This window comes from Enterobacter sp. E1 (assembly GCF_016809815.1).
GTDB lineage: Bacteria > Pseudomonadota > Gammaproteobacteria > Enterobacterales > Enterobacteriaceae > Enterobacter > Enterobacter adelaidei.
The window spans coordinates 1103625-1118506 of the sequence record NZ_JAFBJM010000001.1 but is presented as its reverse complement, the minus strand read 5'-3'; the positions used below and the strand labels follow the sequence as shown (position 1 = coordinate 1118506).

Annotated in this window: 17 protein-coding genes; 9 read left to right on the top strand and 8 right to left on the bottom strand. The window is 53.2% G+C overall.

Annotated elements, in window-relative coordinates; genetic code table 11:
• The first annotated feature begins 66 nt into the window (after positions 1-66).
• Both JGF26_RS05525 and JGF26_RS05520 read left to right on the top strand, forming a co-directional pair.
• On the top strand, positions 67-318 hold the full coding sequence (locus JGF26_RS05525) for a hypothetical protein (protein WP_028017626.1): 252 nt from the start codon (positions 67-69) through the stop codon (positions 316-318).
• Positions 315-530, top strand: coding sequence for a hypothetical protein (locus JGF26_RS05520; RefSeq protein ID WP_028017625.1), 216 nt, complete (start codon positions 315-317; stop codon positions 528-530). The genes JGF26_RS05525 and JGF26_RS05520 overlap by 4 nt, the downstream gene beginning before the upstream one ends.
• 79 nt (positions 531-609) lie before the next feature.
• On the opposite strand, the gene JGF26_RS05515 is transcribed toward JGF26_RS05520, so the two are convergent.
• The gene (locus tag JGF26_RS05515; protein WP_134707200.1) at positions 610-2031 is read right to left on the bottom strand and encodes a PLP-dependent aminotransferase family protein; all 1422 of its coding nucleotides are present in this window, start codon (positions 2029-2031) and stop codon (positions 610-612) included.
• A gap of 87 nt (positions 2032-2118) precedes the next feature.
• Here JGF26_RS05515 and JGF26_RS05510 point away from each other — a divergent pair, with 87 nt between their 5' ends.
• From JGF26_RS05510 to JGF26_RS05500, 3 genes are all read left to right on the top strand, one after another.
• Positions 2119-2730 (top strand): hypothetical protein, encoded by a 612-nt coding sequence (locus JGF26_RS05510; RefSeq protein WP_134707201.1) that lies wholly within the window; start codon positions 2119-2121, stop codon positions 2728-2730.
• Positions 2731-2807: 77 nt separating this feature from the next.
• Complete coding sequence (locus tag JGF26_RS05505) at positions 2808-3878, top strand: LacI family DNA-binding transcriptional regulator (RefSeq protein ID WP_134707202.1); 1071 nt, start codon at positions 2808-2810, stop codon at positions 3876-3878.
• A 104-nt stretch (positions 3879-3982) separates the two neighbouring features.
• Positions 3983-7072: a beta-galactosidase gene (locus JGF26_RS05500; protein WP_134707203.1), complete on the top strand. Its 3090-nt coding sequence runs from the start codon at positions 3983-3985 to the stop codon at positions 7070-7072.
• Positions 7073-7111: 39 nt separating this feature from the next.
• Here JGF26_RS05500 and JGF26_RS05495 read toward each other — a convergent pair whose 3' ends face one another.
• On the bottom strand, positions 7112-7927 hold the full coding sequence (locus JGF26_RS05495; RefSeq protein ID WP_134707204.1) for a nickel/cobalt efflux protein RcnA: 816 nt from the start codon (positions 7925-7927) through the stop codon (positions 7112-7114).
• A gap of 136 nt (positions 7928-8063) precedes the next feature.
• On the opposite strand from JGF26_RS05495, the gene JGF26_RS05490 reads away from it, so the two are divergent.
• Positions 8064-8336, top strand: coding sequence for a metal-sensing transcriptional repressor (locus JGF26_RS05490; protein WP_028017619.1), 273 nt, complete (start codon positions 8064-8066; stop codon positions 8334-8336).
• Here JGF26_RS05490 and JGF26_RS05485 read toward each other — a convergent pair.
• Positions 8329-9894, bottom strand: a complete 1566-nt coding sequence (locus JGF26_RS05485) for an EAL domain-containing protein (protein ID WP_134707205.1) — start codon at positions 9892-9894, stop codon at positions 8329-8331. The two genes, JGF26_RS05490 and JGF26_RS05485, sit on opposite strands and share 8 nt — an antisense overlap.
• 221 nt (positions 9895-10115) lie before the next feature.
• Here JGF26_RS05485 and JGF26_RS05480 point away from each other — a divergent pair, with 221 nt between their 5' ends.
• Together JGF26_RS05480 and ykgO are read left to right on the top strand one after the other, a co-directional pair.
• Positions 10116-10376 carry a type B 50S ribosomal protein L31 gene (locus JGF26_RS05480; protein ID WP_010428154.1) on the top strand — a complete coding sequence of 87 codons (261 nt, stop codon included), beginning with the start codon at positions 10116-10118 and terminating at the stop codon, positions 10374-10376.
• A gap of 2 nt (positions 10377-10378) precedes the next feature.
• A complete protein-coding gene (gene ykgO / locus JGF26_RS05475) occupies positions 10379-10519 on the top strand; it encodes a type B 50S ribosomal protein L36 (RefSeq protein ID WP_003859006.1) in 141 nt (46 codons plus the stop codon).
• On the opposite strand, the gene JGF26_RS05470 is transcribed toward ykgO, so the two are convergent.
• Positions 10516-11226, bottom strand: coding sequence for a GNAT family protein (locus JGF26_RS05470; RefSeq protein WP_128348591.1), 711 nt, complete (start codon positions 11224-11226; stop codon positions 10516-10518). The genes ykgO and JGF26_RS05470 overlap by 4 nt on opposite strands.
• Positions 11227-11327: 101 nt before the next feature.
• Between JGF26_RS05470 and JGF26_RS05465 the strand changes: the two genes are divergently transcribed.
• A complete protein-coding gene (locus tag JGF26_RS05465; protein ID WP_134707206.1) occupies positions 11328-12788 on the top strand; it encodes a PLP-dependent aminotransferase family protein in 1461 nt (486 codons plus the stop codon).
• On the opposite strand, the gene JGF26_RS05460 is transcribed toward JGF26_RS05465, so the two are convergent.
• The 4 genes from JGF26_RS05460 to tomB form a co-directional block, all read right to left on the bottom strand.
• Positions 12760-13227, bottom strand: a complete 468-nt coding sequence (locus JGF26_RS05460) for a YlaC family protein (protein WP_028017615.1) — start codon at positions 13225-13227, stop codon at positions 12760-12762. The genes JGF26_RS05465 and JGF26_RS05460 overlap by 29 nt on opposite strands.
• 117 nt (positions 13228-13344) lie before the next feature.
• The gene (maa, locus tag JGF26_RS05455) at positions 13345-13896 is read right to left on the bottom strand and encodes a maltose O-acetyltransferase (protein ID WP_028017614.1); all 552 of its coding nucleotides are present in this window, start codon (positions 13894-13896) and stop codon (positions 13345-13347) included.
• A gap of 210 nt (positions 13897-14106) precedes the next feature.
• Entirely contained in the window at positions 14107-14325 is a 219-nt protein-coding gene (locus JGF26_RS05450) for an HHA domain-containing protein (protein WP_008499287.1), read from the bottom strand.
• Between the two features lie 27 nt (positions 14326-14352).
• Entirely contained in the window at positions 14353-14727 is a 375-nt protein-coding gene (tomB, locus tag JGF26_RS05445) for an Hha toxicity modulator TomB (RefSeq protein ID WP_008499288.1), read from the bottom strand.
• Positions 14728-14882: the final 155 nt, after the last annotated feature.

The following is a 14882-nucleotide window of genomic DNA, read 5'->3' as shown; positions in this document are numbered from 1 at the left end:
TATCTGGATAACATTGTTAACTTCGTGTATTAAATAAAAGACTTATTCCGAAGGGAAGTGACAAACATGGCTACTGCGGTATTAAACGTTAAAATTGATGGCGCGCTAAAAGAAAGACTTCGTCACTATGCGGAAGTGAATAACGAGAATTTAAGCGTGACGACAGAGAAACTGCTGCTGCTGGCATTTGAAGCAGTAGAAGAGGCGGGAGTATCGGAAGAGGATATTGATAATCAGCATACGGAAGAAGAGAGTGTTTCTCCTTTTACTCCTAAAGAAATCAAAGCGCTACGTAAACTTCTGAAGAAGAGAAAATGAAACAACAACTGTCTACTGCCAGTGACTACAAAGAGGCCTGCGATTTGTTGCGTTCAGGCTACGTGAAGCATGTACGTCTTGGCTGGAATGTCGGTAGTGATGAGTTCTTTCGTATTGCGTCTGACTGGTGCGATACCGGCGCAAAAATAAAGAAAGACGGTGAAAACTTCGTTATTTCACTGAAAGGCTTTCCTATTCCTCCTCAGCACTAAATCCTGACAGGTGAAAACTGCTGACTGCATGTATTACAGTCAGCAGTTTTTATTTTATGATCAACTTCAAGTTTTTATATTACACCAGACTGCGTTTTACTGATGGCGCGTTTTTATTCAGGGAGAGCCAGAGTGGCTTAATCCTCAGTAAAGCCTGTTCAAGCTCTGTCGGTTCGAGCGAAAAAGGCATACGTAAATAGCGGTCGAACGCCCCCGATAAGCCAAACCGTGTACCGGTCCCCAGGTTGATCCCCAGTATTTCCGCTCGTGCGGCTAGCTGTGTAGCCTGCATACCAGGCAGTTCGATCCAGTATGAGAGTCCACCTTCCGCTTCATGAAATTTCCATTCCGGGAAATGTTCGCGTAGCAATTCACCACATCGATCTCGTCGTTCTGCCAACATTTTTCGTCGAGCAGGGAGAAACGTCTCGCTATTGTTAATCAGCCACAGCGTCGCCAGTTGCTCCAGCAGCGGAGATCCCAGATCCAGGGTATCTCGGGTCTGAGCGAGTGTCGCGATGGTGCGTGAAGAGGCGCGGATCCAGCCGAGACGCAGCCCTCCCCAGAAACTTTTTCCGGCAGAACCTAACGTGATTACGTTGGCTTGCGGGTTAAACGAGGCTAGCGGTGGCGGTGGTGGTGAGTCAAACCAGAGATCGACCATCGTCTCATCCACCACCAGCGCCGTACGGGTCTGTGCGGCGATATCGGTTAGTGCCTGGCGGGTCGCTATATCCATACATCGCCCGGTTGGGTTATGAAAGTCTGGCATCAGATACGCCAGACGAGGCGCCGTCTGGGCAAGCGTTGCCGCAAAGCCATTCGTATCCCAGCCGGTTTCCGGCAGTGAGACCCCCACGGGCCGACACTGTGCCCCCTGAATGGCGGCAATCGCCAGCGGATAGGTGGGATGATCGACCACGACACGATCCCCCGGCCCGGTCATCATCCGCAGTACCAGCGCAAAACCACTGACGGCACCATTAACCACCATCACCTCGTCCGCCCTGGTCGGAAGACCACGGGTGGTATAGCGTGCAGCGATGGCTTCCCGCAGTGACGGCAGCCCAAGCTGATCGTAACCCGTCAGCGAGAGATGCTGGGTAATGGCCGTGAGCGCATGGGTATAAGCCTGGTGGATCTCTGGCCCGGCATTGAGCGCGGCAGTGGAGAGATCCAGCGCGGCGCTTGCCGCTGAAAGCGTTGGAACGGCGCGCGTATCCGGGAGGATCACGCGCGATCCGCTTCCGTGGCGGCTTTCGAGGTATCCCTCCTCGCGCAGATGGGCGAGGGCGCTGCTGATGGTGGTCCGGCTCACATCCAGCGCAGAGGCCAGTTCCCGTTCGCCTGGTAGCCGCGTATTCAGTGCCAGCCTGCCATCAAGGATCAACAGACGCAGCGCGTCGGCAAGCTGACGCCAGAGTGGGGTGCGGGATGAGGTTTGCTGCCAGTGGCCTAAAAGACGTACCAGAGACTGACTTCCGAAGCGACGCGATGACATATGCAGTCCACTATTTGAAAACTGGACATTAATCATAGTGCCATTTTAGGTCAGGATGAAAGCCTGGTTCACTGGAGAAGATAAAAAATGGTACGTCGCCTGCTACAACTCTATGTCGGTTTAGGACTGTATGGCCTTTCCACCGCAATGTTTATTCGTTCCGATTTGGGTGTCGATCCCTGGGATGTTTTTCACCTTGGGGTGGGGATACAGCTGGGAATGACTATCGGGACGGTGATCATTGTGACCGGCGCTGCGGTGCTGCTGCTGTGGATCCCACTACGTCAGATGCCGGGCCTTGGCACAATCAGTAACGTGATTTGTATCGGTCTGGCGGCGGACGCCAGCATGGCGCTTATTCCGGAACTTGATTCCTTATCCGTTCGAATCGCTTTCCTGGTGTCGGGCATCGTGATGAACGCGATTGCGACCAGCATGTACATCGGTGCCGGTTTCGGGCCTGGACCGCGCGACGGTCTGATGACCGGTATTCATGCCCGGCTGGGGTGGTCCATTCGCAGCGTGCGTACGTCAATTGAAGTGTCCGTCCTGCTGATTGGGTGCGTGCTTGGCGGCACGTTTGGTGTGGGAACCGTCTTGTATGCCCTGACCATTGGCCCGCTTATCCAGCTCTGTCTGCCCTGTTTCCGCCAGAAGCCGCGCATTAAGGAAGTATCTCAGCCGGAACGGGTTGTTTAATTTTGCGAAGCGCTCACATGCTTTAACGGCATCGCTGTGCCAGAATAGAAGCTTCTAAAATTGCGATGCCAGAATGCATGAAAGCAATCACACTCTATGATGTTGCCCTCCTTGCGGGGGTTTCTTATCAGACCGTGTCCCGCGTTATTAACGATGCGGAACACGTCTCTGCCCGTACGCGGGAAAAGGTGCAGCAGGCGATGGCGGAGCTGCACTATGTCCCTAACCTTCGGGCACAGCAGCTGGCGGGTAAACGCACCCGTACGTTGGGTCTCATCACTACCGACCTGGCCCTGCACGCGCCTTCACAAATTGTGTCGGCGGTAAAATTGCGTGCGTCGGAACAGGGGGCGAGCGTCCTTATTTCCATGGTTGAGCAACCGCAGCAGTGTCAGATCGCACTTCAGGCGTTGCTGGCGCAGCGCGTGGAAGCGCTACTGGTGAATGTTCCGCTTGACGATCGTCTCGCTGAACAGCTCAGGGCGCTGGCGTCACCCGTCCCGGTGCTGTTCATTGATGTATCCCCTGCAGCGCAGGTGAACAGCCTGGTGTTTAATGCCGCGCAGGGGGCACGTCTGGGCGTTGAGCATTTACTTTCATTAGGGCATCAACGCATTGCCCTGCTGAGCGGACCGGAAAGCTCGGTTTCTGCGCGGGCGCGTCTGGCGGGTTGGAAAGCTACGCTGGCAGAGGCTGGCCTTGAACCCATCGCGTTGGCATACGGTGACTGGAGTGCGGCTTGTGGATATGAGAAAGGACATCTGCTGTTATCGGCGGTGGAATTACCTGATGCCATTCTGGTAGCGAACGATCAAATGGCGCTCGGAGTAATGCGTACCTGCGCAGAAAAGGGGATATCCATTCCCGGCCAGATATCCGTGGTTGGATTTGACGATACCGCAGACAGCGCCTGGTTTTCCCCGCCGCTGACAACCGTTCGCCAGGCGTTTCGTGAGGCGGGAGAGCAAAGTGTGGAGTGGCTGCTGGCGCCCACTCAGGGAGAAGAGTGCTGGCAGGTTCAGTTGCCTGTTACGCTGGTGACCCGTCATTCCAGCGCGCGCCGTGTGCCGCAGCAGGCAGAATATGAGGATCTCGCGCAGCAGCTCAGAAGCCTGGCGCTACGGGCTGAACAACTTGCCCGTAAATAAGACTTTTGTGATCTGACTCGCTACCCCACGATCGAACACTTTACCGTAACCCAGTGGCAGGGCATGTTAAGCAAAATTGTGAGCGCTTCGCAAAAGAGGTTGATATGCCCAACACACTATCGCTGACTCTCAGCGCAATTCTGGCCCGTCGGGACTGGGAAAACCCAGGGGTAACCCAGTGGAACCGCCTGGCCGCACACGCGCCGTTACACAGTTGGCATCATGAACAACCTGCCCGGGATGATGCCGCATCTCTCAGCAAACGCTCCCTTAACGGGGAATGGCAATTTAGCTACTTTCCAGCGCCGGAGCAGGTTCCCCAGAAATGGGTGACAGAAGATTGCGCGGATGCTGTCACGATGCCCGTACCGTCTAACTGGCAGATGCAGGGTTTTGACACCCCCATCTACACCAACGTTACTTATCCAATACCTGTTAACCCACCTTTCGTTCCGCAGGAAAACCCGACCGGTTGTTATTCGCTCACATTTGAAGTGGATGACGCCTGGCTGCAGAGCGGGCAAACCCGGATTATCTTTGACGGCGTGAACTCGGCGTTTCATCTGTGGTGCAACGGGCAGTGGATGGGGTATTCACAGGACAGCCGACTCCCCGCCGAGTTTGATCTCTCGGCGGCATTACGCCCCGGACAAAACCGCCTGGCAGTTATGGTCTTACGCTGGTGTGATGGGAGTTATCTGGAAGATCAGGATATGTGGCGCATGAGCGGCATTTTCCGTGATGTGTCATTGCTGCATAAACCTGAGACGCAGATTGCCGATTATCAGGTGGCGACAGACCTGAATGCAGAGCTGGACCGTGCAGTGATGAAGGTCGACGTCCAGCTTGCAGGCGCTGGTTTTACGGACTGCGAGGTGGTCTTTACCCTGTGGCGTAAGGGGGAAAAATGCGCCAGCGCAACCCAATGCCCTGGGTCTGTTATTGTGGACGAGCGCGGCTGTTGGGCCGAGCGTTTAACGGTAGCCATTCCCGTTGATGCCCCAGCGTTATGGAGTGCTGAAACGCCGGAGCTGTATCGCCTGACGATCGCGCTTCGGGATGCGCAGGGCAACGTGCTGGAGATTGAAGCCTGCGATGTTGGCTTCCGTCGCGTTGAAATCAGTAACGGTCTGCTGAAACTCAACGGTAAAGCGCTGCTGATCCGCGGGGTTAACCGGCACGAACATCATCCGGAAAATGGCCAGGTGATGGACGAAGCGACGATGCGGCGCGATATCGAAATCATGAAGCAGCACAACTTCAACGCTGTACGCTGCTCGCACTACCCAAACCATCCGCTGTGGTACACGTTATGCGACCGCTACGGGCTATATGTCATTGACGAAGCTAATATCGAAACCCATGGCATGGTGCCGATGAGTCGCCTCGCAGACGATCCGCGCTGGTTGTCTGCTATGAGCGAGCGTGTGACCCGCATGGTGCAGCGCGATCGTAATCATCCCTCAATTATCATTTGGTCGCTGGGCAATGAGTCCGGGCACGGTGCAAACCACGACGCACTGTATCGCTGGGTGAAATCCACGGATCCAACGCGCCCGGTACAGTATGAAGGTGGCGGCGCGAACACAGCCGCGACCGATATTGTTTGCCCGATGTACGCCCGGGTCGATCAGGACCAGCCTTTCCCTGCTGTACCCAAATGGTCAATAAAAAAATGGATCGGCATGCCGGATGAAACGCGTCCGCTGATCCTCTGCGAATACGCCCACGCGATGGGTAACAGCTTCGGTGGGTTCGCAAAATACTGGCAGGCGTTTCGCAGCCATCCTCGCCTGCAGGGTGGGTTTGTCTGGGATTGGGTCGATCAGGCCCTGGTGAAGCAAGACGAAAATGGCAACACGTTCTGGGCGTACGGCGGGGACTTTGGCGATAATCCGAATGACCGTCAGTTCTGCCTCAATGGCCTGGTGTTCCCCGATCGCACGCCACATCCGGCGCTGTATGAGGCGCAGCGTGCGCAGCAGTTTTTCACTTTTACGTGGGTGAATACGTCTCCGCGGGTAATCGCGGTAAAAAGCGACTATCTGTTCCGCCATACCGATAACGAGGTGCTGAGATGGACGATTACCCGGGATGGGAACGTACTGGACGCGGGCGAGGTCACACTCGCTATTGCTCCCGGAGGAACTCAGCATGTGGAAATCGATCTTCCGGAGATCAAACCCGAACCGGGTGAAGTCTGGCTGAATGTTGAAGTATCTCAATCGCTGGCAACACCGTGGTCGCCGGCAAACCATCGCTGCGCATGGGAACAGTGGCCGCTTCCGGCTCCGCTGTTTATCTCTCCGCCAGCTCCCGCGGGTGTGGCTCCTGTTTTGACGCAAAACGATCGTATGCTTGAAATCACGCATCAGCAACAACGCTGGCAGTTCGACCGCCAGTCTGGGAACCTGACGCAATGGTGGCGTAATGGTGTTGAAACGCTGATTTCACCTGTGACGGATAACTTCAGCCGTGCACCGCTGGACAATGACATTGGTGTGAGTGAGGCGACGCGGATCGATCCGAATGCCTGGGTTGAGCGCTGGAAAGCGGCGGGTATGTACGATCTTACTTCGCGCGTTCTGCAGTGTGGCTCAGAGCAGCACGCAGGTGAGGTGGTAGTGACCACCCTGCATGCTCTGGAGTTTCGCGGCAAAGCGCTGTTCCTGAGTCGTAAAATCTGGCGGGTGGACGATCAGGGCGTGCTGCATGGTGACATTCAGGTCGATATTGCGTCTGATATTCCGCAGCCCGCGCGCGTTGGACTGAGCGTTCATCTCCTCGAAACGCCGGAAAACGTCCACTGGCTTGGACTGGGACCACACGAAAACTACCCGGACAGAAAGCTGGCAGCACAGCAGGGGCGCTGGACACTACCACTGGAGGCGATGCACACACCGTATATTTTCCCTACGGAGAATGGTTTGCGCTGCGATACACGTGAAGTTGTGCTGGGAAGGCACCAGTTAAAGGGTAGGTTCCATTTCTCCGTGAGCCGCTACAGCCAACAACAGTTGCGTGAGACAACTCACCATCATTTGTTGTGTGAGGAGCCGGGTTGCTGGCTCAATCTCGATGCGTTCCATATGGGCGTGGGCGGCGACGACTCCTGGAGCCCCAGCGTCTCGCCGGAGTTCATCCTGCAGACACGCCAGCTTCGCTATACCTTCAGCTGGCAGCAGAACTCTTAACTGACCATGAAGATGCGGCCACAGAGCGTGGCCGCAGTCTTACGCCAGAATGCCGCTCAGGCCATGCAGGCTCATGTAAATCCCTACTATGGTAATCAGCGCAGCGGAGATCCATGGCGCTTTACGGGAGAATTCGCTAAACCCGGGCCAGCGTTTGGTCGCGTGCTTGAGGCTTAAGGCGGCAATTGCGCCGGAAGCCACCAGCGTGATCGCCAGGCCAATGCTGAAACTGAACACCAGCGTTGCGCCGAGGGCAAAATGCTTCAGCTGCAGGCAGATCAGCAGGACAGTTATTGATGCTGGGCAGGGGATAAGCCCCCCGGTCAGGCCAAACATCGCGATCTGCCCGGTGGTGACGTTTTGACCGTTGAAACGTCGGTTAATATCCTGTGCGTGCGCCCGTTGATGGGCGTCCTGCCACTCCTCCTCAACCAGTTGATGTCCATGGTGGTGATGCTCATGATGGTGGTCATGGTCATGGTCATGGTGGTGATCGTGATGATGATCGTGCGGCTGACTCTCTTTCCAGGTTCGCCAGGCCATCCACAAGGCGATTGCTATGATCAATACCCCGGAGATCAGCTGGAACCAGGGTTCGGACGTGTGTGCATCCCATCCCTGACCAAACCATAAACCAGCCATGGCAATGATCCAGACCACCGCCGTGTGGGAAAGTGTTGCCGACAGACCGAGCATCACAGCCTGTTTCATCGTACCGCGGATTGCCACGATAAAGGCGGCCATCATCGTTTTTGAGTGGCCCGGCTCGAGGCCATGCAGCGCGCCGAGCAGGATAGCGCTGGGGACAAACAGCCAGGCGTTGCCCTGTTGCAGGAGTGAAGCAAAATCGTTCATCGAAGATTCCGGAATGGAAAGCGAGATCAAATACTACTCCCCCCCAGTAGATTAATACTACCCCCCAGTAGAAAAATACTCAGGGGGAGTAGAGCGTGATATGCTTTAAACGTCAAAAAAGAGAAGGGATCACCAGATGTCACATACCGTTCGCGACAAGAAAATGTTATTGACTCGCCTGAAGAAAATTCAGGGGCAGAGTAACGCCCTGGAGAAAATGCTGGACAGTGATCACGAATGCGCCGAGGTGCTACAACAGCTGGCGGCGATCCGTGGAGCGGTTAACGGCATGATGATGCAGGTGATCGAAGGGCATTTAACCGATCACGTGGTGAAAGAGCCCGAAGAAGCAAAGCGTGAAGCCGATCTTGGCGTGGTGTTACAGGTGATCAAATCCTACCTTAAGTAGAATGCAACCTGAGGTTATTTTCTGCCCAAAAAATAAATTCCGCTTTTGGTAGCGCCTTACTGTAGTACCACCCCTGTCCATACTGCACCCCGTGGCGGTGCAACCACTCGAGCTGTCCTGCGGTCTCAATCCCTTCCGCAACCATCGCCAGTTTCAGCGATTTCGCTATTTCAATAATGTGCGGGGTGACGTTTTTGTACTCCAGTGCATCCACAAACGATTTATCAATTTTTAGCGTATCGACATCAAGATCCTGCAGATAGCTCAGGCTGGAATAGCCAGTGCCAAAATCATCAATATAGACAGAGTGCCCTGAACGACGGAAGGCGGCGATGGCTGGCGCGCTGATTTTAGGATCGGCAAAGCCACGTTCGGTTAACTCAAGGGCGATTTGTTTCGGATGGACTGCCCACTTATTCAGTAATTGACCCAGCAGAGGTGGCAGATCGCCGGAGGTCAAATCCGCAGGCGCGAGGTTGATGGAGATATGCTGTTCCTCGTGAAGGTGCAGCCAGTTGCCCATATCTTCGAATACTTTTTCGATAACTAACTGGGTCAGCTGCGAGATGAGCCCGGTTTGCTCAGCAAGTGGAACAAAAATATCTGGCGCGAGAATGCTCCCGTCTGGCTGAGGCCAGCGTGCCAGCGCCTCAGCACCCACAATTTTTCCGCTACAGAGTGCCACAATGGGTTGATAGTGAATCACAATGTCGCGGCTGTTAATGGCGTCAAGCAGGCGATTGCGCGGCGACTGGATACGGCGCAATACGCGCAAGACGAAGAACGCGGCAAGCAGGCTTATCAGTATGCCGAAAGGTAGCCAGAAAATAAGCTGCTGGTGCCAGGTTTCAGCCAGTGGCTTGAGTGCAGCCCAGGCCACGATCGTAAACCCTAACTCAGGCACCGGCTTCATGATGTACATTGACCCGTTGTACTGAATGCTGGAGACCTTCTGCCCCATAACCATGTTACGGATATGCGGATCAAGTTTGTTACTGCTGGCAAAAATGAGATGTGTTTTATGCCCCACCAGGGAGGCATTGATCGTGAGTTGACTGAAAGGGATTACATCGACAAGCGAGGCGGGATCAATCAGTACAAGGTAATGGCCTTTCCCCATGACAGCCATATAGCGGTTAAAGCCGAGATCGTTTTGTGTGGTTAGCCATGTGCTGTAACCATCTTCTGTAATACGCATTGGAGGGGGAAAAGAGACCGCTTTGCTGGTTTGCTCCAGGGAGGAGCAGAGGGGCTTAAGATTGTCTACATAGATAACTTCCTGGACATAACGCCACGAGAAAGCGGACCGGCGCATTTCCATTAAATGCGTAGGGCTACAGGGGACTCCCTTAAAGGCCTGCAAATGATTTAGCGCCTCTTTTGCCTGCGCCATAACCATGTCAGTACGTACCAGTACACGTGAGGCATACCTGTCCAGCGCATCGACAAATTTTTCTTCCGCCTGGCGGTGCGCCAGCCAGATGCTAAGGCAAATGGGGATCAACACAGAAAAGATAAGTACACCAGTCACCAGACTGACCATATGCCGGGTTTTCATGCTGTCGTTTCCTTCCTCATATGCCCGTTCCTGGGTACAGAGTTCCCTGCCTGAAGAGAAAGATTTTACCGCGAAATGATGTAGTTATAGCACGTGTGTAGCCTGGTTTTCATTTTATCTAAGGCAAATCAGAAAATAGCATCAGGATAGAGGGGGGTTGTTATTTCATCAGAGCTTCGATATCATTTTGTTATGTTATAACAAAACAAAAAGAGCTTACGATGAAACCAGATATCCATCCCGCCTATCGCACCGTGGTTTTCCACGATACCAGTGCCAATGAGTACTTTAAAGTTGGCTCGACCATAAAGACCGACCGCGAAATTGAACTCGACGGTGAAACCTATCCCTACATCACTATTGAGGTCTCTTCAAAATCGCATCCGTTCTATACCGGCAAGCAGAAAACGTTCTCTACGGATGGCAGTGCGGCACGCTTCCGCAAGCGTTTTGGTGGTTTTCTTAATGCGAAGCGGGGCTAACTATGCAGGTACTTAACTCATTACGTAGTGCGAAACAGCGTCACCCGGATTGCCAGATAGTCAAACGCAAGGGACGCTTATATGTGATTTGCAAATCTAACCCGCGCTTTAAGGCGGTTCAGGGACGTAAAAAAAGACGCTAGATGCGTGTTTCTCGCCAACTTTCCAGGGATCTTTTCTGTTTGCCATCGGCAGTAAAATTGTCGATGGCAAGCCACCCTTCAAAGGCCTTCGCCAGCGCCGGCCACTCTTTGTCGAGTATCGAAAACCAGTCGGTATCCCGGTTATGACCTTTTGTGACCAGCGCCTGGCGAAAACGCCCCTCAAACTGAAAACCAAGACGCAGTGCCGCTTTGCGCGAAGGTTCGTTCAGACTGTTACATTTCCACTCATAACGGCGGTAGCCAAGAGTATCGAACACGTACTGCATCAGCAGATATTGCGCTTCTGTTGACTCTGGCGTGCGGCTTAACAGTGGGGAGAAATGAACGTGTCCCACTTCCACTACACCGTTTTTAGGATCGATCCGCATCAGGGCCAGTGTTCCGACAGGAGACTCTGTGTGGTTATTAATTACGGTAAAGTGAATGGGATCGGATAATTCACACACGCTCGCCACCCACCCGGCAAACTCACCAGCCGAGGCATCTGGCTCCCGTAGCAGCCATGTCCAGCTGCGGGTATCTTCGGCCCGGGAATAAGCGTTGAACAGTGCGTCGGCATGCTCCACTCGCAGAGGCTCAAGCCGACAATAGCGCCCCTGAAGGACGACCCGAGACGGGTGCTGACGAGGTTGCCAGTCGATAAGAGGTTCACCCACTGGCTGACCAAACTGATTGAATGTCTTCATCTTAATGTCCGTGACGTTGAAAAGAGTTCCAGACTAGTGAGTTACTGGTTCCATAAAAAGAACCACTCGGCTATGTTTTGGTGGTACCAGGCGGAGGTGAGATGAATATACCCGGTGATGAATTTTATACGTTGCTCAATGCTGCTCTGAAAGCGCGTGGTGAGGAGACGCTTCAACGTACGCTCTATCTAACATTGCGGGAGGCCATACTGTGCGGCAGGTTACAGTCTGGCTGCCAGCTTGCGGGTTCGCGGACGCTGGCTCGTCAACTTTCTCTTTCGCGGAACACCGTGAATGCAGCGCTGGATCAGCTCACGCTCGAAGGATATTTACTGCGTAACCGACAGGGAACGCGTGTGGCACAGTTAGCTCACCGTTCTGTCGCCCGGGCATTGCCGGATTCTGCCATCACGCTCGCAAAGCGGGTCTCCTTGTTACCTGCGCCAGTGGCCCGGGATACACCGGTTATGGCATTCACCCCCGGGACGCCTGCCATCAACTATTTTCCTCTACCGCTGTGGCGAAGATTGTTCGATCGCGTGTTGCGGGAGGAGGGGAGTAGCCTGTTGGGATATGGTTCACCTGCCGGGGAACCGTCGCTGCGGGCGGCCATTGCCCGTCATCTTGCCCTGTCTCGCGGAATTGACTGTGACGCCAGCCAGATTGTAATAACGGAAGGCGCGCTTGAAGGCGTCAATCTTTGCACGATGCTGTTGAGCGAGCAGGGAGATGTCGCGTGGGTGGAAAATCCCGGATATAGCGGGGCAAAAAGTGCTTTTGTAAAAAACGGTCTGAAGATGACGGCAATACCTGTTGATGACGAGGGAATGTGCTGGGAAGGGCTGGATGTTCCTTCCCCCTCGCTTATTTTCACCTCGCCTTCACATCAATTCCCTTACGGAAGCGTACTCAGTGCGCGGCGGCGTCTGGCATTGCTGGAACTTGCCCGGCAACATAACGCCTGGATTATTGAGGACGATTACGACAGTGAGTTCCGTTACACCGGTGAGCCCGTGCCGGCAATGTTGGGAATGGTAGCGAATGCCCCCGTTGTCTATCTGGGGACATTCAGCAAAACGCTGTTTCCGTCGCTCAGAATGGGGTTCATGGTGTTACCCCCGGCGCTGGGAAATGCGGCTCATCCGGCTATTGGTGCACTGTTACGCGGTGGACACCGTGCTGAACAGCGTACTCTGGCGCTGTTTATTGAAGAAGGCCATTATGCCCGTCATCTTGCCGCCATGCGTCGGCTCTATCGTAAACGTTACCGCCAGTTACGGGAGGTGCTGAGCGGGGAGCTTCATACTCCGCATCGCATTCTTGCTGGCGAGGGCGGAATGCACCTGACGCTGGCGATAGAAGGGATTGATGACCAGAAGCTGGTGGAGCAGGCGAGGGCGTTTCAGCTGGCCCCCGCTGCATTGAGCGGATATTACCTGGAGAAGAAGCAGGGGCAAACCGGTCTGGTATTAGGTTACGGCAATACCTCTGCTTCTCAGTTTGTGCCGGGGATCCGACGCCTGCAGGCCTTAATTACGCAGCAACAGGGCGAGAAAGGGTAAAGACATCGTAGAAAGAAAGCTGACCTTTGGTAGAGATCATTTTCTGTAGCTTCTCTTTTTGCACGTTTTCGACAGCCGGAGAGTGCATGATGCTGTCGATTAGCTCTGTTGGTACGTAACGGGTGTTGTACCATTCGCCGTTGTAGCAGACCCGAAAATCGAGTACGTCGATATCTTCGTAGCGGTAGCGGGGATTCACGTCGAAAAAGAAAAAGGCGTTAAATACAACAAACAGCACAACGAGTAGCCAGACGGAGTCCACCAGCGTTTCGGATTTCAGCATCACAATAAGCGTCGCCAGCCAGGCGGCATACATTGCAACAAAGAGTCCGGGATGTTTGCGGATAAAGCTAATGCTAAAGCGCGGGCGATTGTCGCGCTTTTCGCGGAGGTTGAGTTCGTCGATGGTGGCAGTGAGCAGGCGCTGTATCTCGGTCATTTTTTGCCTTCATGAGAGTTGACAATACAGGGGATCTGCCAATTTTAGGGGAGCCATTTGGTTGAAAAAAGTAACAGTATGGCGCTAAAAGACCATAACAGTTGACTCCCCGCAGCCTTACAGTTTTTTGATGATTTTTGCCGGGTTACCGCCAACGACGACATTGGTCGGGACGTCTTTCGTCACGACAGCGCCGGAGGCCACCACTACATTATCGCCAATGGTTACGCCGGGATTAATGACCGCACGTCCGCCAATCCAGACATTGTTACCGATTCTCACGGGTTTGCCAAACTCCACGCCGCTATTACGTTCTTCGGCGTCCAGTGGATGGGTTGCCGTATAAATATGAACTCCCGGCGCGAGCATGCAGTTATCACCAATGTGAATTGGGCACACATCGAGCATCACGCAGTCGAAGTTAGCGTAAAAGTCTTTACCCAGATAAATGTTATATCCGTAGTCGCATCGGAAGCTCGGTTCAATATAAGCCCCTTCGCTTTTTCCCAGAAGTTCCGCCAGAATGTTCTGGCGTTCTGTTTTTTCATCAGGTGCGGTGTGGTTATAACGATGAACCAGATGGCGGGCCCGCAGGCGGTCAGTCCGTAATGTCTCATCACCAGGGCGATAAGGTTCACCTGCAATCATCTTCTGTTTTTCAATGCTCATCCTGGAAACCTCTGTGAACGTATTTACCGCAGGGTAATATTAACCGCTCGACATGGGAACGTTCCCTAATAACCGATGTGACTATTGTCACAACATTGTTGTTGATGCGCATGTTTTACATGGAGACCTGGCTTTTGCACAGGGAGCATAGCTGGATAGGTGAATACAGTTCAGAACGTGGCGTAGAACTCTACAGGCACACTTCAAAGATTAACGAACAAATTTCCATACAGAAGTAGGAATTTTGTCATACAACTTATTCATCGTCAGCTCAGCAAGACGATGGTCTGCAGCTGAATAAAATACCGCCAGTTCATTATCAGAAAGCTCGTATTTATTCTTTTCAATGACACGTTCGAGCGTGTCAATTGACTGACAGCGTCGTAAGCGCATCAAATAATCGATCTTTGTGAGTGGTTTATCAGACATAAATTCACCTTAGTAATTGTAATAATTTTAACAGGAAAGACTAACCGGGTTAGCTCTGCTCACGTTGACGAAACAGCGGAATAGCCGGTTTCCCGATTTACGCCATTTTTGCAAATCCTGGGCGTTAATGCCGTAACTGCTGAACAACATAAAGGTGTCATCCAGGTATTCATCAATTTGCTCAATGAGCTTATTATCTTCATTGTACTTAATTTTATAATTAAGTGCGAAGGTTGCAATATGCTCTATAAGCTCATTCAACTGTAAATTGATGGCAGACGTTGGGTCGTTCACCCAGCCATGGTTGCTTTCATCAAGATTGGCAAGGCAGTCATGGTACAAGGATTCGCAGAGAAATTTCAACTGCGCGATATCATGCCTTTTTGGCGAGTACTCGTCCATAGCGCATCCCCTTCTGAGTGATTTCTTACTCACCGAACATCATTGTCGGGATGGATACAACATACTTAGCCACACGGGTGCTGTGTTCCTGATATCTCTAACTATAAGCCACTCCATTCAAGATTTCACCGCGCTATTACGAAAAATTACAAATA

Coding starts and splice junctions, on each gene's coding strand:
- JGF26_RS05525 (WP_028017626.1), top strand. CDS start 67: ATGGCTACTGCGGTATTAAACGTTAAAATTGATGGCGCGCTAAAAGAA.
- JGF26_RS05520 (WP_028017625.1), top strand. CDS start 315: ATGAAACAACAACTGTCTACTGCCAGTGACTACAAAGAGGCCTGCGAT.
- JGF26_RS05515 (WP_134707200.1), bottom strand. CDS start 2,031: ATGTCATCGCGTCGCTTCGGAAGTCAGTCTCTGGTACGTCTTTTAGGC.
- JGF26_RS05510 (WP_134707201.1), top strand. CDS start 2,119: ATGGTACGTCGCCTGCTACAACTCTATGTCGGTTTAGGACTGTATGGC.
- JGF26_RS05505 (WP_134707202.1), top strand. CDS start 2,808: ATGAAAGCAATCACACTCTATGATGTTGCCCTCCTTGCGGGGGTTTCT.
- JGF26_RS05500 (WP_134707203.1), top strand. CDS start 3,983: ATGCCCAACACACTATCGCTGACTCTCAGCGCAATTCTGGCCCGTCGG.
- JGF26_RS05495 (WP_134707204.1), bottom strand. CDS start 7,927: ATGAACGATTTTGCTTCACTCCTGCAACAGGGCAACGCCTGGCTGTTT.
- JGF26_RS05490 (WP_028017619.1), top strand. CDS start 8,064: ATGTCACATACCGTTCGCGACAAGAAAATGTTATTGACTCGCCTGAAG.
- JGF26_RS05485 (WP_134707205.1), bottom strand. CDS start 9,894: ATGAAAACCCGGCATATGGTCAGTCTGGTGACTGGTGTACTTATCTTT.
- JGF26_RS05480 (WP_010428154.1), top strand. CDS start 10,116: ATGAAACCAGATATCCATCCCGCCTATCGCACCGTGGTTTTCCACGAT.
- ykgO (WP_003859006.1), top strand. CDS start 10,379: ATGCAGGTACTTAACTCATTACGTAGTGCGAAACAGCGTCACCCGGAT.
- JGF26_RS05470 (WP_128348591.1), bottom strand. CDS start 11,226: ATGAAGACATTCAATCAGTTTGGTCAGCCAGTGGGTGAACCTCTTATC.
- JGF26_RS05465 (WP_134707206.1), top strand. CDS start 11,328: ATGAATATACCCGGTGATGAATTTTATACGTTGCTCAATGCTGCTCTG.
- JGF26_RS05460 (WP_028017615.1), bottom strand. CDS start 13,227: ATGACCGAGATACAGCGCCTGCTCACTGCCACCATCGACGAACTCAAC.
- maa (WP_028017614.1), bottom strand. CDS start 13,896: ATGAGCATTGAAAAACAGAAGATGATTGCAGGTGAACCTTATCGCCCT.
- JGF26_RS05450 (WP_008499287.1), bottom strand. CDS start 14,325: ATGTCTGATAAACCACTCACAAAGATCGATTATTTGATGCGCTTACGA.
- tomB (WP_008499288.1), bottom strand. CDS start 14,727: ATGGACGAGTACTCGCCAAAAAGGCATGATATCGCGCAGTTGAAATTT.